The organism is Bacillus sp. JJ634 (assembly GCF_036962285.1).
In the GTDB taxonomy this organism is placed as follows: domain Bacteria; phylum Bacillota; class Bacilli; order Bacillales; family DSM-1321; genus Peribacillus; species Peribacillus asahii_A.
The window spans coordinates 1-19984 of record NZ_JBALMU010000089.1; the positions used below are offsets into that span (position 1 = coordinate 1).

Below are 19984 nucleotides of genomic sequence, written 5' to 3' on the forward strand. Positions count from 1 at the left end.
TTAAAAAAAAGAGAATATCTTCTTTCGTCATGCCTTTTTTACGGGCCTCCATTATTAATTCCACCCATTCTTGATCTAACTCTTCTTCGCCCACTCATGACCCCCTCCTAAACTACTTCTTATATGTTAGGTTTTAGAATCCAACTACTGAACTATATTTATTTTAACAATCAGACCTTTTGAATCACTAAACTAATGTTGGGATAAGCCTATTATAATAGATTCATTCTTTTTCAGCGAGCCATTTACTGTCATTAATCTGTAAAAATTACCATTTTTTTTCGACAATCTTTGCAACTTTCCTATTTCTTTACCAATTTTCGCGCCATTTATCGTAAAACAAAGAGGGAATGTCTCCATTTCATGCAGTAAAAAGGCGACTTTTGTTCTTTTTTAAGAATAAAAATTACCTTTTTCCTATTTTCACAGTATTAAAGACTTTCTACACAAATAGGTATTCCCTTTAATATACATGATAAAAAAGGAAGGAAGGACCAATCATGTTCCATATCGTAAAATATGGTGAAACGCTGGCATCCATCGTCAGAGATTATCGTGTTCCTTTTGCCCAGCTAGTGGCGGCTAATCCGCAAATCACAAATATGAATCTCATCATGCCGGGACAACGCATTCTTATCCCTGGCTTACCAGACCCCAACACAATTCCTTTTCACCTAGTTGTATCAAAAAATAAACGCACACTACAACTATTTCGTCAAAATCAACTCATCAAAACCTACCCGATTGCAGTTGGCAAAATGCTATCCCAAACACCCGTAGGCCAATTTGTCGTTGTGAACCGTGAGCCCAATCCAGGCGGCCCATATGGAGTCATGTGGCTTTCCTTGTCCAAAGCAGGCTATGGCATTCACGGTACCAATGATCCCTCCTCCATTGGAAAAGCCGTATCAAAAGGGTGCATTCGAATGCATAACAAAGACGTACTCGAACTAGCCAGGCAAATCCCAAACGGAACTAGAGTGATGATTCAAAGTTAAGTTATCCACAGATTTATACACATGATACCCACAACTTGAAAAGTCGCTGTGACTTTTGGGAAAACGACATAAAAAAACCGCTGAACATCAGCGGCTTTTTTCGTCGATTCTATTTATTTCGTTTCGATTAATCCGTAACGGCCATCTTTACGGCGATACACAACATTTGTTGCATTTGTATCAGCGTTTGTATAAACGAAGAAATTGTGACCTAGCAAATTCATTTGCAAAATCGCTTCTTCACTGTCCATCGGTTTCAAGTCAAAACGTTTATTACGTACAACTTCGATTTCTTCCTCTTCCGTTGCAACATTGGATTCAAGCCCTACAGCAAACAATTCTGCTGGTGATCCATTAGAACGGAATCTACGGTTTACTTTTGTTTTATGTTTACGAATTTGGCGTTCAAGCTTATCATTAATTAAATCAATGGCTGCATACATATCAGCATTTTCTTCTTCGGCCCGAAGAACCAAATTCGACATTGGAATTGTCACTTCTACTTTAGATGTATGATCTGGATTCACTCTTAAATTGACCGATACATTAGCATCTGGAGTGCTATTAAAATAACGCTCTAGCTTGCCAACTTTCTTCTCTACGTATTCTCGAATTGCTGGAGTTACCTCAATGTTTTCACCGCGTACGTTGTAATTCATAAAGTGAGTCCTCCTTAAATTAAGACTATACATTAACATTCTATAGACCGCTTCCAAATTCCTCTAAAATTCGAGAAGAATTTACATCGAATGATTGGAAAATGAATCGGAACCGGTGAGAAAGATGTTGTATCTTTCTTATAGGTTAATTATAGCAGAATTTTCTGAAAAATAATAATGAAAAGACTGTGAACGATTATAAAAAATGACCGCTTGGGGTTTAAGCGGTCACAATCTACTTTATTAATTTCGCTTATCGTAAAACACGCCATCTGTTGCAAGAGACTCATAAGGATTCGTATATTTCTTATTTGATTTCTTCTGAAGACTAAGCTGCTTCATATCTTGTTGAATCTCTCGTTTCTGCTTTTGCAGTAACTGTTCTACTTGTTGATTCAGTTGAACAAGCTGTTTACCTAATACTTGTTCGTGCTCAGAAAATGGTGGTTGAATAGACTTCAACAGCTCTTCCCTCTGATTCAATAAGGCTTGTATCTGTTCAATTCGAACATCTCGATCTTGTTCATCTTGCTGCAACACCTTGATTAATTCATTTGTTGCTTCATAAAACGTTTGAAGAGCTTCCATTAAGCTTGTCCGCTCGTCGCAAATTGACTTTGACGATTCAATTGAATTGCTTCCTTCCATGTATCGCGAAGTTCCACTACAAAACCTTCTACTTCTTCTAAAATAGCCAAATCACTTTTTATATTCGCTTCAACTAGTTGACGATGTAAGTAATCATACATCACCATCAATTCTTTCGAAACGTGTATGTCCATATTTAATGTAACCATAAATTCATGAATGATATTTTGCGCCTTGATTAAATTTGTATTTTTCCCTTCTACGTTTCCATCACTTATTGCCTTTTTAGCCAATGTAATGAACTTTAAGCATCCATTATAAAGCATTAATGTCAGCTCTCCTGGCGATGCTGTGTTCACTGCATTTTGTTGATACGATTGATATGGATTATTCATAGCCATCATCATTTCATCCTTTCCTTAACTAAAATATTGCATTAATGAGGTACTTTGACTATTAGCTTTATTAATAGCTGTCTCCATCGCTGTGAATTGTTTATAGTATCGAGTTTCAAGTGCAGTTAGACGATCATTAAAACTATCAATCTTTTTATCATATTCATTTAACAATTTTCCTAATGTAAAAGAACTATTAACTGATGAGGCACTTCCAGCCTTTTCACTAATAGTTTTCATTCCCGCACTAAGTTCCGCTCTTAATCTTCTAGCTATCCCTTGTTTACCTTCTTTCGAATCGCCATCCTGCATAAACAATTCATAGATAGCATTGGGATCCTCTGCAATCGCTGCTTTCAGCTTTTCTTCATCGATCTCTAACTTTCCACCCTCGAGATAGTTTTTCGTTGTAGTAATGCCGATTTGATCCAGAGTCCCTAAAGATGTACCTTCAACTTGTGTATAAAGAGACGTTCTCATTTTTGTAAGTAAACTTGTTAAAGTAGAATCCCGACGCAATGTACCTTTTCGCGCCTGCTCCTCCCACTTTTTCACTTGATCCTCCGTCATTTCTTTCTTTTGCTCATCTGTAAGTGGTGGATAACCAGAATTTTTCTTTTCGCTTGTTTTACTGCTAATTGTAGCAATTAACCCATTGTAGCTATCAACAAACTTCTTAACCGTATCAAAAATGGTGTCTACATCAGCTGTGGATGAGAAGGTAACCGGCGGCTCTGTAGCAGCCATTTCTTTTTTCAGCGTAATTTCGGCTCCATTAATGGTAAATATGTTGGATGAACGATTAATTAACATTCCATTATATTCGACTTTAGCATTTCCCCCTGTATTAGCGGTAAAATCGCGTTCATCATTAGAGAAAATCATCTTAAAGAAGTCTTTACTTCCATCTCCAGTTACATCCCCATTTAATGTAATACCCTCGCCACTGTTTCCAGTATATTTAGCTGCAAATGATATTTTTTTAGAATCCTTATCAAAAAATGCATTCACATCTGTTTGTGAATTTATTTTTGTTATTAGACTATCCATGGTATCATCTTCTGTAATAATCACGTTTTTTGTTTCCATTTGTCCGCTTTTATTCATTGCCCGAATGCTAATTTCCTGAGTAGCGATTCCGTAAGTAGATAACTTTGCTGTCGAATCAGTGATTTCTGTAGCTGTATTACTATAAATAGTTGATGCTGTTGCTAGAGTATTCACTTTTATAGTTCCCGAAAAATCACTTGTCGAATTAATATTTCTAACAGAAACCGCATCCGGATTTGATACCGTTATCGTCTTTTTAATAAAAGAGGCTTGCTTCCCAATTCCGTCACGAATAAGGGTATCTAATTCCGATAATGCCGTATTTACCGTACGGTAATCATCACGTTGCCATTCTGTATACGTTTTCTTTTGATATAGCTTATCTAAAGGAACACGTTGAGCTGTCATTAGTTTTGATACAATATCATCAATGTCCATCCCGCTTGCTAACCCACTAACTCGCATTACCATACTTTCACCCTCTATATTTTCTTATCTACCATTAATCCAACAAATTCCGTCATCGCTGCATAGAAATCTAATAGTTTCTTTGATGGTATTTCTCTTATTGTTTCTTCTGTTTTATCGTCCACTACTTTGACATAGTATTCATTCAACTGTTCATGATACTCAAAACGAATAGACGTGTTCGTCGGTTGTAAAAATTGATTTAACCCGTCTACTGCTTCTTGTACTTGTTCTTTACTTACTTTTTGTTGGATGTACGCCGTTTCATTGATAACTTTTGCTTCATTCTGAAAGTAACCGTTCATTCCTTCTGAGATAGCCGTCCTAAGTTGTGAGGAAAGAACATTTGTAGAAAGGTTCTCTAACATCATGTTCGCCTCCGATATGTGTCTAATTATTATTTATATCGGAAAAAATACGATGGTTTTCAATTAATCGTTTGATTAAATTACAAAGTCACGTATAAATATTGATTAGCATCCCTTTAATTTCACCAACAATATTAAGGATACCTAAACCTTTTTTCTCTTTATCCAGCACTTCGTTCGTTAAATCAATTAATTTCTTATCGACTTCTTTCACAAGCTTATACACTTTTGTTGAACCGCGTTGATTAAAACCGCGATGCTCGGTTAATTCAAGGCCGTTCTTCACCGCATCTTCCATGAATTCTTTAACCATCTTTTTATATTTACGTAAATTTTCAACCGAATGGTTATCTGCTAGTTTCTTTCCTTGTGATTCAATTTCAGCGACTTTCTTTGTTAAACGATCATACGTCGTCTCTTGGCGCTTTTTATCCATCATCGCTTGAAAGTGAATCGAGTCTTTAGCGACTTCCCCTTTTCCCTGTATAGCATTAAGGGTTGCTTTACTAATTCGTTGAACGTCCATTGTTTATCACCTAATTTAGCGAGATATTGTAAAAAAGGAGAGGAATCCCCCTCTCCTTTCACTTGATACTATTATTTTAATAATTGTAGCACGCCTTGAGGCATTTGGTTTGCTTGTGCAAGCATTGCTTGAGCTGACTGAACAAGGATATTATTCTTTGTATAAGCTGTCATTTCAAGGGCCATATCTAAATCACGAATACGAGATTCAGAAGCTGTGACGTTTTCACTCATATATTTCAAATTATCTATCGCATACTCTAAACGGTTTTGAACAGCCCCCATACGAGAACGTTCAGCAGATACCCTTTGAATAGCATCATCAAGAACAGTAATGGCAGCCGAGGCTTTTTCATTTGAAGAAATATCTAGTCCGAACTCAATAGATTCTTTAGACATACCGTCATTGACCTGTGGTGTAGCTGTATACCAAACTGTTAATGTTTCACCATTTAGTAGTTCAATCTCTTGTCCTTCGCCTGCTCCACTCACACTTACACCAAGAGCCTTTGCACTCATATTTTTAAGCTCGAGATTAACAGTTTGACCAGCATTCGCTCCAATTTGTAAGGTAGCCGAGTTATCTTCCTCAGCACTCTTAATTTCCAAGTCTCCATTTAAAAGCTTTTTCGTATTAAATTCCGTCGTATTAGCAATACGATTAATTTCATTTGTTAATTGATTCACTTCTTCTTGTATAGCTTTTCGATCTACATCCGTATTAGAATCATTAGCGGCCTGAACCGCTAATTCTCGCATTCTTTGTAAAATAGAGTGCGTAGAAGATAATGCTCCCTCAGCTGTTTGAATAAACGAGATTCCATCTAGTGCATTTCGCTGAGCAGTATCTAGACCACGGATTTGTGAACGCATTTTTTCAGAGATGGCCAAGCCTGCTGCGTCATCTGAGGCGCGGTTAATACGTAATCCAGAAGAAAGCTTTTCTAAACTTTTTGCCGTAGTAGAGTTGTTTACCGATAAATTTCTATAAGCATTTAATGCTGTAATATTATGATTGATCTTCATGTATTTATCTCCTCTATGTAACTTATTGATTTATTCTCGTAATGCTAGATTCATACGCTGCAACTTTTCGATTTATTTTTTGCGTTGGATTTGGAGTCTTTTTCAATGCGATACTCCAAGCACTTGCTATTTCTCCAACAATTTTGAGTACGCCTTGAATTTTTTCCGTATCTTTTTTTAGGTTGGCTGCGACTAGCTCATCCGCCATAAACTTATATAGCCTATCCAATTGTTCAGCAATCGGACCTGCTTCATACTTTAAACCAACACCTAATCTATGGAGAATATCATTTGCTTTTTGTAGTTTTTTGTTCGATTCTATATAATCTTTCTTTTCAATTAAGGTCATAGCTTGTTCTAAGTTTTCAATTAATCCTTCATACAAAAACGCTGTTAATTCTTGTGGTGTCTTTTGATAAATCATCTCTTCTGAAAGAAATTCCACTTTTGTATCTCCACCTTTTAACTTAGCTACTATAATTATCGGTAAAAGCTATCTAACTTTTAATAACTTTGATCGAGCTCTTCCAATAATATTAAAATCTCGGCCATCACCGCATATAATTGCGGCGGAATTGACTCCCCAAGATCAACGTTTAGTAAAGCACTCACTAACGATTCATCTTGTTGCATTTGAATATTATTTTGCTTCGCCAGCTCCATAATTTTTTGGGCTACTTGACCAGAACCGTGAGCCACGACAGTCGGCACCGCTCCTTTGCTGTCATCATACCGAATCACAGCCGCCGTCGGTTCACTCACCTTTTTTTTATTTTTTTGGTTAACGTATAGTGAATTCCTCATATTGAAAAATCATATCCCTTCTCCGTAAAAGTCGGAGCTAATTTTGCTTTTTCCGTAACGTGTTCTTCTGTTGACGCACTTGCCTGTGGTTCATTGAGAGGCTTCACGTTCATCGTCTGTAACTGATAGCCAATTTCGCAGAAACGCTCTTGCGTCACTTCTGTAAAACCCTCCAATTTCTCCGATAACTGTTCTTTATTACTACGGAACGTAAGGCTCACATTTTTCTCAGAAGAAGACAGAAGAACTCCGATATCGCCTAAACGCTTCGTTTCTAGCACAAAATAGATACTGCAGTTCTCCCAATCTACTTTCTCACCATCTTTTCGTGAATTGACATATATTTTGATGTTTTCTACTTGTTTTTCCATCATATATGGCAGCTGGAAAAATAGATTTTGCATACCTGAAGAGTCTTGCTTATTCAAAAGCTGTTGACCGGTAATATTATTTACAGTCTGCTCTACTTGCTGCATAAGCTGTGGCTTCATCTCTTCATTTTTCACCATTTTCATTAGCGTTGCTTTTAAATTTTCGGTTTGCTGCGGGTCAGCTGGCGTTCCATTTTTGGAAACAAGTGAAAAACCAGCATCATGTTCATGTGTTAAACCGAGTTTCCGAATCGTGTCATACATTTGACGTGCTGAAGGCTCACTGTTTGTAAAAGGCTGCACTGCTTGTTCAACTGTGCTGGCCATTTGACGTGCTGAAGAAAAGTTTTCTAAACCAAGCTTGTCTGAAACAAAATGCTTCACCTTTACATCCGAAGGCTTGAACACAATGTTTTCGATATTTGCCTTTACTTCTTTGACAATTTTATTCGCTTCGCTCATTTCATCTTTAGCTAGTAACTTTTTCACTTCCGCCAACTGAGAGCTTGCGGCAAGCATTTTCTTTTCTGTCGACATATCTGTGTAAAGCAAATAGTCTCCCTTTAAAATTGCATTATCGAGCTTATGAATCGTTGACTCTAAAATTTGCTTTACATTGGCTTGCGGTAAAATATTTCGGTTTTTAAGTATTTTTGAAATATTATCTAGATTTCTTGTAATCTCGCGCTTTAGTGTTTTAAAATCAATCGCCATTTGTGATAGCTTCTTCGTAATTTCAGTCACCATGATATTTTGCGAATCTAATTTTAACGTTTGAACCGCTTCGTTAATCGCATATTGTTCCGCTTGCGATAATGTATTCTCTTGAGAAGCAGGTTGCTGAATGCCGAGATTCTGTTCGACTTTCGAAAGGGCATTTGACAGTTCTCGTCTTGCTGTTAATTCACGTCCACTTTCTTGAAGCTGTTGCGCTTTGTCATATGCCTGTTTCAATTCAGTTAATTCTTCATTTGCACCTTGTTCAGCGAGCAGTGCCGCTGTTTTATCAAGCACTTTGGCGAATGACGGATCTTTTTGTACATCTTTTACTAAATTTCGTATTGTCTCTGCTATATTTGTGTCTTTAGAGGCTACAGGAAGACTTTTTTGCTCTGGAGCTACCTCATTCGCAGTTGTAGCACTGGCTTCAGCTGTTCCTAAAGATTGCAACAACTGATTCAGATGACCAGTTAGTTGAATTTTCGCTTGAACATCTCGACCAATCGATTGAAGTTTCATTGCTTCCTGAACCGCTTGTTCAAGCTTCTGAATCGCTTGCGTTGGCATTCCTGGTATTTTTATGGCTTCTTTCGTTTGTTCAATCGCTTTAAAGATATTCGGCTCTTGTGTAATTCTGTCTTTTAATTGATTTAGAGCCGCCGTTGGCTTTGGTGATTCCTCGACTTGTAAATTTTGCTCGAGTTGATGTAACGTTTGTGTTAACTGTGCCTTCGCTTGAGCTGGTTGTCCTGCTTGTGATAGTTTCTTCACTTCTGCAACACTTTGTTCCAATCTCTTTTTAATCGCTTCATTCAAATCCGTATTTTTTAAAAAATTTTCTACTATTTGAATGGAGTTTGCAACATTCTGTTCCCGTTGTACTTCATTACGAACAGTTGCCATGCTTTTAGCTGGCACAGAATTATTTCTCGATTGAAGTTGTACACCTAATTCATCCAGCACTGATATTAATGATGCTGATAATGGTTTACCATTTAACGCTTCATGTACCGCTTTAACCGTATGATTTGTAACGTCAATTTGCTTTTGTGCCATTGCCCGTAATGTTTCTGCTTTTTGTTCGGCTGTTCCTGGTCCTTTAGTGATAAACTCCTTCATCACGTTCACTTGATCTTTTGTCAATGATATTCCACGCGATGAAAAAGCCTTCACAATCTCATTTAATTCGGGATCCGTACTCTGCGACATACTAGCTGGAGCAGCGGATGTACTAGAAGCTTTATCAGACAGCTTAACCGTATAATTTCCTTCAGCTGTTTTTCCCGTAATTTCAACAAACACTTGATCTTGCTTTGGAACATTACCTTCAAACTGAACTTTTGTGGTCGTTCCCTTCATCGAAACAACCGCTTCCTGATTACCTACTCGTTCCTTCACAGATACTTGAAGCAAATCTCCAACATTCGGTTGCGAAGAAGTAACTGCTGTTTGTGAAATCAATCTATAATTGTTCTGAATGATTTGCATCAGAATCACACCCCGTTCTAATTAACCTACTCTTTGTATCGGCTAATAACGAAGGATTTTCATTGGAAATCCTAGGGATATTCTCACAAAAACAAAGAAAAACCCTAAATCCTAATTAATAAATAGGATTTAGGGTTTTTCCACAAAGTTATACACAGAATATCCACAATCCGAAAAGTCACTGTGACATAACCTTCTTCAACTTCAACATTCAACACACTTTTCATCAATTTATTAATTCAAGTTATATTTAATTCTTGATACCCTTGGCCTGTATCTATTCGCACATCTGCTCACGTTCAGGATGTGAGGGATTACTCCGTGCTTCTAAAAGCTCCTCGTAACCACCTAGCCTCCGACATCTTCTGGGGCACAACCGCCTTCTATATTGAGTAATGTCGGGTGACCAAATGAATAAGTCTTCTATTGTCCTTATCGAATGCTCCCAGCCATCACCATAGTCATAGAGATAGAAAAATAAGATTCAATAGATATTGCCTCTGTATAAAAAGATACTCTTCGGATGTTTCATCAAAACCAACAGCCGGCAACTTACAATCCCTATAGCCATAATCAATTTCAAATTCATTCCCATGAATCTATCTCATTTTTCAGAGCAGCAAAATCCACTCCGTTATTAGAATCCACCTTTAACCGTTCATCTGCTCCTGCAATAAATTCCTCTGTACCTTCTTTAAACCATGCAGATAAGTCTCGGAAATTAGTCGTTCTACCCATTACAGCATGGACCATTTCATGTGCTATAATCCTATCATTTGATATCCATGCCCCACCACCATTGGGCATAGATACAGGAGACAAGTCACTCATATCCAGTACTAGTTTTTGATTAAAATATCTTCCATTGGTTCCCGTTGTATAATAAGAACCTTGTACCCAAGCCTCTCTTCCGTCACCTGAATTTTGAATGAACTGTATATCAAGTAGGGCACTATCGGATGTCAAACCATAATGCATGGATATTAAATCTTCACTGTTTTTCAACCAATATTTTCACAAAGCTTCAACAGCCTTTTTTTGTTCCTGAACATCGGCTGTTGAAGTAACATTTAGAAGTTTAATTGTGTTAAATTCTGTGTTATTCGCTATTCTATCTACCTCTTTGACAATTTGATTTATTTCCACTTGGATTGATTCTTTATCAGCATCAGCGAGTGTATCATTTTTAGCTTGCACAGATAATTCTCGACCTCTCTGAAACAGTTCATGTATCTCTTACATTCCACCTTCAGCAACTTGTAACAAAGAAATACTATCTTGCATATTTCGTTGCTCTTGTCTAAGCCCTCTAATTTGGGCATGCATTTTTTCAGAAATAGCTAATCCAGCTGCATCATTACCTGCTTGATTGATTCGTAAACCACTAGAAAGTTTTTCAGCAGACTTTACTAACATGCTAGAGGTATTAGAAAAACGATTATATGTGTTCAAAGTTGCAATATTATGATTAATCCGTATACTCCCAGCCCCCTACTTCTAATAAAAAGAAATCGTTTAACATTTATTACTTTTATTCGATTGTTAGAATCACTCTTTTTTGATAGGTTCCATTTTTTACATAAATATATACTGTGCCATTTGGGGCACTATTTGGAATCGTCACCTTTCCATTTGCATCTACTGTTGCTCTTAACGTACTTGTGCTGGTGTACGTTGTTCCTTCACTTCCCGCTGCTAGATCTTTCGTACTTCCATCTCCATACGTTCCTGTCACTGTTAAATTAAAACTATCTCCCCGATGAACCGTTGTACTTGCTGCTGATGCCGATAAACTTGTCAATACGTTACTTATATCTTCTGCAATGGTTAAGGTGACTGTTTTTTGATAACTTCCGTTCTTCACATAAATATTGACTGTGCCTAATGAAGCATTACTTGGAATCGTTACCTTTCCGTTTGCATCTACTGTTGCTCTGAGCGTACTCGTGCTGGTGTACGTTGTTCCTTCACTTCCCGCTGTCAAGTCCTTCGTACTTCCATCCCCATACGTTCCTGTTACCTTGAGCGTTAAGGTATCTCCTGGGTTGACTGTTTCACTCGCTGGAGAAACCGTTAGACCTGTTGGGTCACTACCGGTGCCTTCCTCTACCGTTAGTACGACTGTTTTTTGGTAACTTCCATTCTTCACATAGATATTCACTGTGCCTAATGGCGCATTGCTTGGAATCGTTACCTTTCCATTTGCATCCACCGTTGCTCTGAGCGTACTCGTGCTGGTGTACGTTGTTCCTTCACTTCCTGCTGTCAGATCTTTCGTACTTCCATCTCCATAAGTTCCCGTTACCTTAATCGTTAAGGTATCTCCCGAGTTGACTGTTTCGCCCGCTGGAGAGACTGTTATATCTTTTAATATCGTACTTGGATCTTCCTCAATAGTAATGATAACCGTTTCTTGGTAATTTCCATTTTTCACATAAATACTCACTGTTCCATATGGCGCGTCACTCGGGATTGTTACCTTCCCATTTTCATCAACTGTAGCTCGTAGAGTATTCGTACTTGTATAGGTTGTTCCTTCACTTTTAGTAGTCACATCTCTTGTGGTGTTATCAGATATTAGCGCTTTAACACTCAATTGTTGGGTACCTTCTCGATTAAGGGTTATGTTCTTCCCTGGTGTAATAGTTAAACTCTTTATTTCTGGACCTTTCACAGTCACAATACTTTGAACCTTTAACCCGTTATATGTCGCGGTAATTGTTACTTTACCTAAAGTTGAATCTATTGACGAAGATATTAGTCCATTCGAATCAACTTTAGCAATACTTGGATCCGAAGTTGAATAAACCGTACCTTTATCTCCCATTGTTATATCTTTCGTACTTCCATCTGACATTGTTGCCCTAAGAGCTAATTGCATCGTTTCACCCGCAATTATTTCCCCGTTATTCGGTGTCATCGCTATACTCTTAAGAGTGGGAGGACCTATTACATTGACTGTTACCTCCCCTTTAGTGTCAAGGTAGTCCACTGCTAATTTAACTGAACCTGACTTTACTCCTGATGGTATTTGAACTAAACCTCGTTCATTTACAGTTGCTATTGTTTGATCTGCACTTGTATAAACCGCTTTATCCGAAAATGTCACATCTTTTGTTGTTCCATCTTCAGTAGTAGCTATTACTTGTAATTGTTTCGATTGTCCTTCAGATAAACTAATATTCAAAGGAGTAATCTTCAGATAACTTTTAGGAGCTAATTCACCTGGTATTATTATTTCGACTTGCTCAGTGAGTCCACTATTAGATGCTTGTATATAGTAAACACCTGGTATGGCACTCTCATTAACAGTAACTAGTCCATTAGGGTCAACTTTTAACTCTGAGTATGGACTAGTATAAGTGGTTCCTTCAGATTCAAATGTTATGTCTTTCGAAGTACCATCTGTTATATTAAGTTTTACATTTAACTGATGTGTATCTCCTGGGTTTAGCGTAACAGATTTCGGATCTATATTTATACTAAACGGTGCAGGTGGTGGTATAGTTACAACACCTCTTACGGTAAAATGAAATGGACTAAAATCCCTTGTTTCATTGTAATAATATCCAATAGAACTATCGCTAATTGTTTTATAGTTTCCTTTGGCATCGTACAAAGTAATTGAACGTAATTTCCATGTCCCCAATTCATCATATTTATCTATGGGGATTGATACCACATATTGGCCACTGGAATTTCTGCCCATATAATAATTCCATGTAGTTCCACTAGGTTTTTGATAATTTGCATACACTGAACTAACACCAGATAAATTATCACTAGCTGTTGAATACAACTTTACTGTCGTTCCTTCTAAAGTTATAGCAAGACTATCTAAAAATGATTCTAATAAATCAGGTGTCGTACCTGAAACATTGAAGCTACAATTACTAAAGTCTTTATGTGTGTCGTCTGAAATCGTTAGAGAATGATATATATAGGTACTATTACCCGTTCTATCCTGTAATCTAACTGAACTTAACTTCCACGTACCCAACTCATCATATTTGTCAATTGATAAACTCCCTTCAAATTTCCCAGTATTATTATTATAATGTAAGTATTCATTTATACTACGCCCACTTGGCTTATTAAACCAAACTGAGATATAACTATTAACACCTGAGGAATCATCACTAGCATCTGCTACTATTTTTACACTTCCACTCGATGTTATTTGAGATGTAGATATTGATATGCTATTTAAAACAGGAGGAGTACTATCCTCTGAACCATCTACTTGAATAGCATAGGGGCGAAAATCCATCTTGTGCTCACTAGTATTAGAGGAACTTAAATCATAATACGTAACATCATTTCTTTTTTTGTCCTCCACATTAATATAATTTAATGTCCACATCCCGCTTTCTGAATAATCATAGAAACTCATCGATCCAACAAATTTATTAGTAGATTGATTAAAATATAAATATAGCCCTTCTGTATTCCCACTAGGTTTTCGATAAGACACGTAAATAGTAGATACTCCTGATAAATCATCTGTTGCCTCAGCAGTAAATTGAATAGTTATACCAGCTGCAGCTTGAGTTTCAGATATAGTGAAGCTACTTAATTCTGGGGGAGTGGTATCAGGTGTTGGGTCCGTAATAATCACTTCATTTGCACTAGCTAAAGTAGATGTAAAAACCAGTATAAATAACGTGATAAAAGTTATAACTCTCTTAACCATTAAATTTTCTCCTTTCTCGACAATTTTGTTTTAAAAAAAGAGCCTTAGAAATAAAAATTTCTAAGGCTCTTTTAGAACAAATTAACGTAATAATTGAAGTACGCCTTGTGGTTGTTGGTTAGCTTGAGCCAACATAGCTTGAGCAGCTTGAGAAAGAATTGAATTCTTAGTTTGATTCATCATTTCTTTCGCCATATCTACGTCACGAATACGAGATTCCGCAGCAGTTAGGTTTTCTGCAGATGTACCTAAGTTATTAATTGTGTGCTCTAAGCGGTTTTGATATGCACCTAACTTCGAACGTTCAGCAGACACATCTGTAATTGCTTTATCAATTGCAGAAATAGAAGCTTCTGCTTTTTCCGCTGATGTAATATCTATAGAATCCACTTTAAGTGCACTTGCACTCATATCGCCAATACCAACGCTCATAGTTTGAGAGGAATTAGCCCCAATTTGGAATGATAAAGAGTTATCAGCGTATTGCTCAACTGAAGCACGAGAAGTAAATGTAACCTCTTTACCAATTGAGTCTTTCGTTAGAGCCGCAACAGTTAAATCGTAGCTACCACCAGCTGCAGTTGCTATTGTAACAGTAGCCCCTGCCGCAGCTACTGTAGTTGTTCCTGTGTCACCATCTTGTGTAGTCCATGTTAACTCATATTCACTTGCCGTTGCATCGTAATCAGTTACTTTTACATTCACGGACTCATCCTGTTCGTCACCTGGTGTACCAAGAACAGATGCATTTGTAGCCGCAACTCCAGTAAACTGAGTTTTATCACCACTATTGATTGACACACTTCCTAATTCTTCAGTAACACCATTTAATGAACCATCTAATAATGTTTTTGTATTGAACTCCGTTGTACTAGAGATACGGTCAAGTTCCTCAACTAACTGATCTACTTCTTTTTGTAGCTCTTTACGATCACTATCCGTATTTGTATCATTTGAAGATTGAACAGATAACTCACGCATACGTTGTAAGATAGATTGCGTTTCGTTTAATGCACCTTCTGCTGTTTGGATTAATGAAATACCATCCTGAGCATTTGCTGAAGCTTGGTCTAACCCACGAATTTGTCCACGCATTTTTTCAGAGATTGCAAGACCTGCTGCATCATCTCCAGCACGGTTAATACGCATACCTGAAGATAACTTCTCCATTGACTTAGATTGTGCTGCATTCGCTGCACCAAACTGACGATAAGTGTTCAACGCCGCAATATTATGATTAATTCTCATTATTATTTCCTCCTTGAGTTTTCATTTCCCACATCCATGTGGTTACTTCGGTTAAATAGTGATTAAGTCGGCCGCCTATATCACTATTCAACCTTACATTGTTAATATCGGTGCTTTTACTGTTTTATTTAGAGAATACATTTATTTTTTTCGAAAAAAATCGCTTAAATTTGTCAAAGTGTTGACTTCAGTATTTAGGGCTTGGTTATTTTCTTCCTGAATGGACAAATATACTTCTTTCCGATGAATGTCGACATGCTTTGGGGCTTGAATACCAAGCTTAACTTGTTCTCCTTCAACAGCTAATACCGTAATCTCAATACCATTGCCAATCATAATCGATTCGTTTAATTTTCTCGTAAGTACAAGCATTATTTGGCCTCCTGTTTAACTGGAGATGGGATAAGCTTATGACGAGTTGTATAGTTATCCGTTTTCATGATGTATTGCTTACCTAATTTCTTCGTGTGATTGAGGATAATCGGTGCTTGCAGGTTGGCTGTTGTTTGTTCAAATGGATCTCGTACCGATAAAATCGTGAATACCGTCACATCTTGTTCGAGCTGGATTTGTAAATCGGCTAGTACTTCATCAGAAAGGTTCACTTCATACGTTGGAAACACATCAAATGGATTCGTCATAATGAAAGCGACTTCTGGCTTTTTGATAGATTGAAGAACAAAAAATGGCGTTTCACCGAGTGGTAGTAAACCAAATTGTTTCTCCTCTAAAAACCCTGGAATCCCGCTCTCGAATGTATAAACCTCTTCCTCATTCATCTCTATTTCACCATGAAATTTTGTAGAAATCTTCATCTTTATCCCTACTTTCTTATACATTTACAACATCAATATGTAATGAATTTTCTTGAATAACATTCGTCTTCACACTACCCGGTGTGTAGTCATGAATGGACTTTTGAATTTGAACATCAATAATTGGTTTATGCGTTTGAGCTTCGATATTCAGTTTGGCTTGTTTATAATGCATTTTGACACTGAATGGAGTTGGAATCCAACCAATGTTGAATTGTTTGGTCGGTCGTTCACTATTTTGTTTGGCATGTGCACCTAGTACATTGCCGCCTCTTTCGATATGCATCATTTCATCGCCTTGTCGCGATCTTCGTGCGATTCCTTCTAATACCTTTTGCTTCCCTTCCTGAGCTAATTCTGCGGTCCTTTGAAAAATGTGCTTAATATCCATCTGTTCCCACGCTTCTGTTTGGTCGATTGTCAGTCTCCCTGGGGTTCTCTCGATATGAAGAGTCGCTTGCGGCTGTTCAATCGATTGAATCGCCTTTGATGGCTCCATACGTTGAACAGGGTCTTCGATGGTTAAACCTGTTTGAATAAACGTAGACTGCATTCTAATTTGCAGCATGCTTCTCACCTCTTATAGAAAAAAGCTATCCATATAGAATAGCTTTACCTTAGAAAATCAATTAAACTCGGCTGAATGACTTTCGCTCCAACACTTAATGCAGCTGTATGAATACTCTCTTGTGTCGTAAAGTCGAGAATGACTTTTTCCATATCTACATCTTCATTGCTAGAAAGTATTTTTTGAGCAAATACTTCTTGTTGGCCAAGACGATCCGTCATCAAATCGACCCGATTTTGCTTAGCACCGACTTTTGCTTGCTCTTTAAGAAAATCATTAATTGTTTCATCTAGCTCTGCTAGTCGATTTGTGATATCTGCTTCATCGGCACCTTTTAAACTTGTCATTAATTTATCAATCGTACCACCTGTTTTAAGAGCTGTTCCAAACGTGTCTCTTCCACTTGTATTAATCGGGATTGTGATTCCATCAAAAACTTCTATTTTTATTTCATCATTCCCGTAACTAGGTGCACCCACATTTTTATCAGAACCCTCCGTCAGATCAGTATAACCAAGTTTTGTAGAATCCGTATTTTGAACAATCGTATCCGACGGTCTCTTATTCGTATCATACCCATTAAAAATATACTTCCCGCCAAGTTGAGTATCTCCAATATCAATCAAGTGTTGTTTCAATTGTTCGATTTCTTCATTGATACTTCCTCTTTGGTTCGATTCATACGTCCCATTACTAGCTTGTACCGTTAACTCTCTCATTCGTTGCAGCACAGAAATCGCTTCTCCTAGTGCGGAATCCGTAGTTTCCACCCAACTTGTCGCTTCGCTAATATTCCGGGAATATTGTTCAACTTGGTTTAAGCTTGTTCGATAGTTCATCCCCATCATCGCTGCGACTGGATCATCAGATGGTTTTGAAAACTTTTTTTGTGTGGTAATTTGTTCTTGTAGCTTAGCTAACCTATTATAGCTGTTGCTAATATTACGAATCATATTATTGGAAAGCATCGATTGTGTTACGCGCATCTATCTTCACCCCGTCTTTTATCTACCAACTGTTCCCATACCGTTAATAATTTTATCGAGCATTTCGTCGACTAACGTTACCATTCGTGCCGATGCATTGTATGCTTGCTGGAACTTAATCATATCGGTCATTTCTTCATCTAAAGAAACAGCGCTCACCGATTGACGGTTTTTATCTACTGAAGTTGCTAAAATGGTAGCATTGGAATAATCCTTTTGTACACTAGCAGAATCAACACCAAGATTACCGATGATTCCTGCATAATAAGCGTCGAACGTTCCGTTTAATCCATCAGGTAAAGGCTTTGCATCTGGATCATTTATTAACTTGGAAGCATCAGTTGGATCTGCAATTTTCCCATACATACTAAAATCCTTTGATTTAATAACCGCTAAACTATGAGCATTCTCGTTATCTCCAGAGGCTCCACTTTTCCCACCAGCGGCTATTAAGGATGGATCTTTAATAATTTCAACATTTACTCTAATAGTTTCTGCTGCGTTCTTTCCGGGTGTAATTTCAAAGAAGTCTCCACCTTGAGTCGAATTATCACCTAAAACATACCCCTGTTTATGAACTCTATTAAACTCATTCACAAAAGCTTCCGTCATATTATTCAGCTTTTGCAGCATGTCTGGATATTTTCCTGCGATTACGGGTTTACTTGTAACAGGATCTAATTTAGTTGTCCCATCTGCGTTTAACGCCTCATACCCTGCACTTTCAATCAACCCAGCAAGTTCACCGCCAAATTTATATTCCTTTAATATTGTATCTCCAATCTTTACACCACTAACTGCGCCAGAATCACCTGTTTGTACTTCAATTTCCGCTGTACCAACAAGCCCTGTATGATTTGCACTAATAAGATTAATTGGCGGCATATAAGAAGAACCGTCTTCTTGGATTAATTCGACGTTATAAAGTCCTGATGCGACTGCTTTATCTGCAATTCCGTATTTGTCTGGAAACACAGCAGATACTTTCACATTGACAAGCTGCGATAATTGGTCGACTAGTATATCTCGCTCGTCATATAAATCATTTGGAATAAAGCCATGCGGTTCGACTTTGCTAATATCTTCATTGATTCGCTGAATATTAGAGATAATTGTATTAATCCCACTTTCTTCTACGCCAATTTGATAACGAATGTCCTCTTGCACACTCGTTAAAGCATTATAGTAGTAGTTCAGCGTTTCAGCGACCATTTGTCCAGATGAGGCGACAACTGCTCGCGCCCCGGCATTATCGGTGTTCGTCGTTAAATCCTCTAACGAATTCCAAAACGTATTCATCGTGTTCAATAAACCGCTTTCTGACGGATCATTCAAAATCTCTTCCATCTTCGTCAATGATTCACTCAAAGAACTGTAATAACCAATCTTACTATTTTGACTGCGATATTGTGCATCTAAAAAACTATCACGAATGCGTTGTACAGAACCCGCTTCAACCCCCGTTCCTAGTTGACCAGGAATTCTTGGACTATTCATTCCTGGAGTAGGAAAACCGTCCGTTGGTGTTAAGTTTACACGCTGACGTGAATATCCAGGTGTATTGGCATTGGCGACATTGTGGCCTGTCGTATACAAGGCCGATTGAGCAACATTCAAGCCGCGCTTTGACGTCTCTAAGCCCATAAAAGTTGAAACCATATATGTACCCTCTCTTTCTATGTACTATGCTTTTGAATCGAACATGCTGATGGATTGCTTCGGTGCTTGTTCATTGCCGTAATTATAGTTTCGGTCTTGCGGTCGCAATACATCTAATGATAGATTGACAAACTGCAAGGACTGAACGAGTAATTGTTGATTCAACTCATTTTGTTCTTTTAATTGTGTTACTTCTTCTAGAAGCTCTATTTTTAAACGCTGTAAAATCTCTGCTTCAAAAGAAGATGCTTCTCCCATCACCTGATCGAACGTAGCATTTTGTTGACTATTCAAGAACATTTGAACAGCTTCTTGTCGTTTGATTTCTATTTGTGAGATAGCTTTCACATACTTCTGTTCATCAATCAAAAGAGCGGTAAGGGTGTCCGTGTCACCTTCTATAATGATGTTCTTTTTTTTACTCGCTAGTTTATTAAAGCCTTTGTGAAGCTTAATTAATTGCTCGAGTGCCTCGATGATTGGCTGTGCGGACATCTCCATTCCTCCTCTATACACAGATGATGGACGGATGAACATTACGGCCATCCGTCCTTT

Annotated in this window: 22 protein-coding genes and 1 pseudogene; 1 reads left to right on the forward strand and 22 read right to left on the reverse strand. The window is 37.7% G+C overall.

All coding sequences use genetic code 11. The features are described from left to right. Positions 1–94, reverse strand: a 94-nt coding sequence (sinI, locus tag V7068_RS13940) for a DNA-binding anti-repressor SinI (RefSeq protein ID WP_499713320.1), incomplete at its 3' end; no start/stop codon positions are given. A 406-nt stretch (positions 95–500) separates the two neighbouring features. Between sinI and V7068_RS13945 the strand changes: the two genes are divergently transcribed. Continuing rightward, positions 501–998 (forward strand): L,D-transpeptidase family protein, encoded by a 498-nt coding sequence (locus V7068_RS13945; protein ID WP_499713286.1) that lies wholly within the window; start codon positions 501–503, stop codon positions 996–998. Positions 999–1111: 113 nt separating this feature from the next. Here the strand turns inward: V7068_RS13945 and hpf are convergent, their stop codons facing one another. The 21 genes and pseudogenes from hpf to V7068_RS14050 form a co-directional block, all read right to left on the reverse strand. Further along, a complete protein-coding gene (hpf, locus tag V7068_RS13950) occupies positions 1112–1657 on the reverse strand; it encodes a ribosome hibernation-promoting factor, HPF/YfiA family (RefSeq protein WP_252282751.1) in 546 nt (181 codons plus the stop codon). A 243-nt stretch (positions 1658–1900) separates the two neighbouring features. After that, positions 1901–2245, reverse strand: coding sequence for a flagellar protein FliT (fliT, locus tag V7068_RS13955; RefSeq protein WP_499713287.1), 345 nt, complete (start codon positions 2243–2245; stop codon positions 1901–1903). Beyond that, the gene (fliS, locus tag V7068_RS13960; protein ID WP_499713288.1) at positions 2245–2646 is read right to left on the reverse strand and encodes a flagellar export chaperone FliS; all 402 of its coding nucleotides are present in this window, start codon (positions 2644–2646) and stop codon (positions 2245–2247) included. The genes fliT and fliS (V7068_RS13960) overlap by 1 nt, the downstream gene beginning before the upstream one ends. Positions 2647–2664: 18 nt before the next feature. Beyond that, positions 2665–4161 carry a flagellar hook-associated protein 2 gene (locus V7068_RS13965; RefSeq protein ID WP_499713289.1) on the reverse strand — a complete coding sequence of 499 codons (1497 nt, stop codon included), beginning with the start codon at positions 4159–4161 and terminating at the stop codon, positions 2665–2667. An 11-nt stretch (positions 4162–4172) separates the two neighbouring features. Then, positions 4173–4526, reverse strand: a complete 354-nt coding sequence (flaG, locus tag V7068_RS13970; RefSeq protein WP_499713321.1) for a flagellar protein FlaG — start codon at positions 4524–4526, stop codon at positions 4173–4175. An 88-nt stretch (positions 4527–4614) separates the two neighbouring features. After that, positions 4615–5052, reverse strand: a complete 438-nt coding sequence (locus V7068_RS13975; RefSeq protein WP_499713290.1) for a YaaR family protein — start codon at positions 5050–5052, stop codon at positions 4615–4617. A 71-nt stretch (positions 5053–5123) separates the two neighbouring features. After that, positions 5124–6077: a flagellin N-terminal helical domain-containing protein gene (locus V7068_RS13980; protein ID WP_499713291.1), complete on the reverse strand. Its 954-nt coding sequence runs from the start codon at positions 6075–6077 to the stop codon at positions 5124–5126. Between the two features lie 22 nt (positions 6078–6099). Then, a complete protein-coding gene (gene fliS, locus V7068_RS13985) occupies positions 6100–6522 on the reverse strand; it encodes a flagellar export chaperone FliS (RefSeq protein WP_499713292.1) in 423 nt (140 codons plus the stop codon). 59 nt (positions 6523–6581) lie between these two features. After that, positions 6582–6881 carry an EscU/YscU/HrcU family type III secretion system export apparatus switch protein gene (locus V7068_RS13990; protein WP_499713293.1) on the reverse strand — a complete coding sequence of 100 codons (300 nt, stop codon included), beginning with the start codon at positions 6879–6881 and terminating at the stop codon, positions 6582–6584. Beyond that, positions 6878–9460, reverse strand: coding sequence for a hypothetical protein (locus tag V7068_RS13995; RefSeq protein WP_499713294.1), 2583 nt, complete (start codon positions 9458–9460; stop codon positions 6878–6880). Before V7068_RS13995 ends, V7068_RS13990 begins: the two co-directional genes overlap by 4 nt. Before the next feature lie 277 nt (positions 9461–9737). Next, positions 9738–9944, reverse strand: a complete 207-nt coding sequence (locus tag V7068_RS14000) for an IS1096 element passenger TnpR family protein (protein WP_499713322.1) — start codon at positions 9942–9944, stop codon at positions 9738–9740. Between the two features lie 101 nt (positions 9945–10045). Continuing rightward, complete coding sequence (locus V7068_RS14005; protein WP_499713295.1) at positions 10046–10438, reverse strand: hypothetical protein; 393 nt, start codon at positions 10436–10438, stop codon at positions 10046–10048. Positions 10439–10474: 36 nt separating this feature from the next. Then, positions 10475–10939 (reverse strand): annotated as a pseudogene (locus V7068_RS14010) (flagellin N-terminal helical domain-containing protein). Positions 10940–10991: 52 nt separating this feature from the next. After that, positions 10992–14153, reverse strand: coding sequence for an Ig-like domain-containing protein (locus V7068_RS14015; RefSeq protein ID WP_499713296.1), 3162 nt, complete (start codon positions 14151–14153; stop codon positions 10992–10994). Between the two features lie 81 nt (positions 14154–14234). Continuing rightward, positions 14235–15401 (reverse strand): flagellin N-terminal helical domain-containing protein, encoded by a 1167-nt coding sequence (locus tag V7068_RS14020; RefSeq protein WP_499713297.1) that lies wholly within the window; start codon positions 15399–15401, stop codon positions 14235–14237. A gap of 141 nt (positions 15402–15542) precedes the next feature. Beyond that, positions 15543–15773 carry a carbon storage regulator CsrA gene (gene csrA, locus V7068_RS14025; protein ID WP_499713298.1) on the reverse strand — a complete coding sequence of 77 codons (231 nt, stop codon included), beginning with the start codon at positions 15771–15773 and terminating at the stop codon, positions 15543–15545. Then, positions 15773–16216 carry a flagellar assembly protein FliW gene (gene fliW, locus V7068_RS14030; RefSeq protein WP_499713299.1) on the reverse strand — a complete coding sequence of 148 codons (444 nt, stop codon included), beginning with the start codon at positions 16214–16216 and terminating at the stop codon, positions 15773–15775. The genes csrA and fliW overlap by 1 nt, the downstream gene beginning before the upstream one ends. 16 nt (positions 16217–16232) lie before the next feature. Further along, positions 16233–16784, reverse strand: a complete 552-nt coding sequence (locus V7068_RS14035; protein ID WP_499713300.1) for a DUF6470 family protein — start codon at positions 16782–16784, stop codon at positions 16233–16235. Positions 16785–16828: 44 nt separating this feature from the next. Then, entirely contained in the window at positions 16829–17770 is a 942-nt protein-coding gene (gene flgL, locus V7068_RS14040; RefSeq protein WP_499713301.1) for a flagellar hook-associated protein FlgL, read from the reverse strand. A gap of 18 nt (positions 17771–17788) precedes the next feature. After that, the gene (gene flgK, locus V7068_RS14045; RefSeq protein ID WP_499713302.1) at positions 17789–19429 is read right to left on the reverse strand and encodes a flagellar hook-associated protein FlgK; all 1641 of its coding nucleotides are present in this window, start codon (positions 19427–19429) and stop codon (positions 17789–17791) included. A 24-nt stretch (positions 19430–19453) separates the two neighbouring features. Next, positions 19454–19924 (reverse strand): flagellar protein FlgN, encoded by a 471-nt coding sequence (locus V7068_RS14050; protein ID WP_499713303.1) that lies wholly within the window; start codon positions 19922–19924, stop codon positions 19454–19456. Between the last annotated feature and the right edge of the window lie 60 nt (positions 19925–19984).

What these genes read in the sequence shown, in the direction of transcription:
- V7068_RS13945 (WP_499713286.1), top strand. Translation starts at nt 501, where the DNA reads ATGTTCCATATCGTAAAATATGGTGAAACGCTGGCATCCATCGTCAGA.
- hpf (WP_252282751.1), bottom strand. Translation starts at nt 1,657, where the DNA reads ATGAATTACAACGTACGCGGTGAAAACATTGAGGTAACTCCAGCAATT.
- fliT (WP_499713287.1), bottom strand. Translation starts at nt 2,245, where the DNA reads ATGGAAGCTCTTCAAACGTTTTATGAAGCAACAAATGAATTAATCAAG.
- fliS (WP_499713288.1), bottom strand. Translation starts at nt 2,646, where the DNA reads ATGGCTATGAATAATCCATATCAATCGTATCAACAAAATGCAGTGAAC.
- V7068_RS13965 (WP_499713289.1), bottom strand. Translation starts at nt 4,161, where the DNA reads ATGGTAATGCGAGTTAGTGGGTTAGCAAGCGGGATGGACATTGATGAT.
- flaG (WP_499713321.1), bottom strand. Translation starts at nt 4,526, where the DNA reads ATGTTAGAGAACCTTTCTACAAATGTTCTTTCCTCACAACTTAGGACG.
- V7068_RS13975 (WP_499713290.1), bottom strand. Translation starts at nt 5,052, where the DNA reads ATGGACGTTCAACGAATTAGTAAAGCAACCCTTAATGCTATACAGGGA.
- V7068_RS13980 (WP_499713291.1), bottom strand. Translation starts at nt 6,077, where the DNA reads ATGAAGATCAATCATAATATTACAGCATTAAATGCTTATAGAAATTTA.
- V7068_RS13990 (WP_499713293.1), bottom strand. Translation starts at nt 6,881, where the DNA reads ATGAGGAATTCACTATACGTTAACCAAAAAAATAAAAAAAAGGTGAGT.
- V7068_RS13995 (WP_499713294.1), bottom strand. Translation starts at nt 9,460, where the DNA reads ATGCAAATCATTCAGAACAATTATAGATTGATTTCACAAACAGCAGTT.
- V7068_RS14005 (WP_499713295.1), bottom strand. Translation starts at nt 10,438, where the DNA reads ATGCATTATGGTTTGACATCCGATAGTGCCCTACTTGATATACAGTTC.
- V7068_RS14015 (WP_499713296.1), bottom strand. Translation starts at nt 14,153, where the DNA reads ATGGTTAAGAGAGTTATAACTTTTATCACGTTATTTATACTGGTTTTT.
- V7068_RS14020 (WP_499713297.1), bottom strand. Translation starts at nt 15,401, where the DNA reads ATGAGAATTAATCATAATATTGCGGCGTTGAACACTTATCGTCAGTTT.
- csrA (WP_499713298.1), bottom strand. Translation starts at nt 15,773, where the DNA reads ATGCTTGTACTTACGAGAAAATTAAACGAATCGATTATGATTGGCAAT.
- fliW (WP_499713299.1), bottom strand. Translation starts at nt 16,216, where the DNA reads ATGAAGATTTCTACAAAATTTCATGGTGAAATAGAGATGAATGAGGAA.
- V7068_RS14035 (WP_499713300.1), bottom strand. Translation starts at nt 16,784, where the DNA reads ATGCTGCAAATTAGAATGCAGTCTACGTTTATTCAAACAGGTTTAACC.
- flgL (WP_499713301.1), bottom strand. Translation starts at nt 17,770, where the DNA reads ATGCGCGTAACACAATCGATGCTTTCCAATAATATGATTCGTAATATT.
- flgK (WP_499713302.1), bottom strand. Translation starts at nt 19,429, where the DNA reads ATGGTTTCAACTTTTATGGGCTTAGAGACGTCAAAGCGCGGCTTGAAT.
- V7068_RS14050 (WP_499713303.1), bottom strand. Translation starts at nt 19,924, where the DNA reads ATGTCCGCACAGCCAATCATCGAGGCACTCGAGCAATTAATTAAGCTT.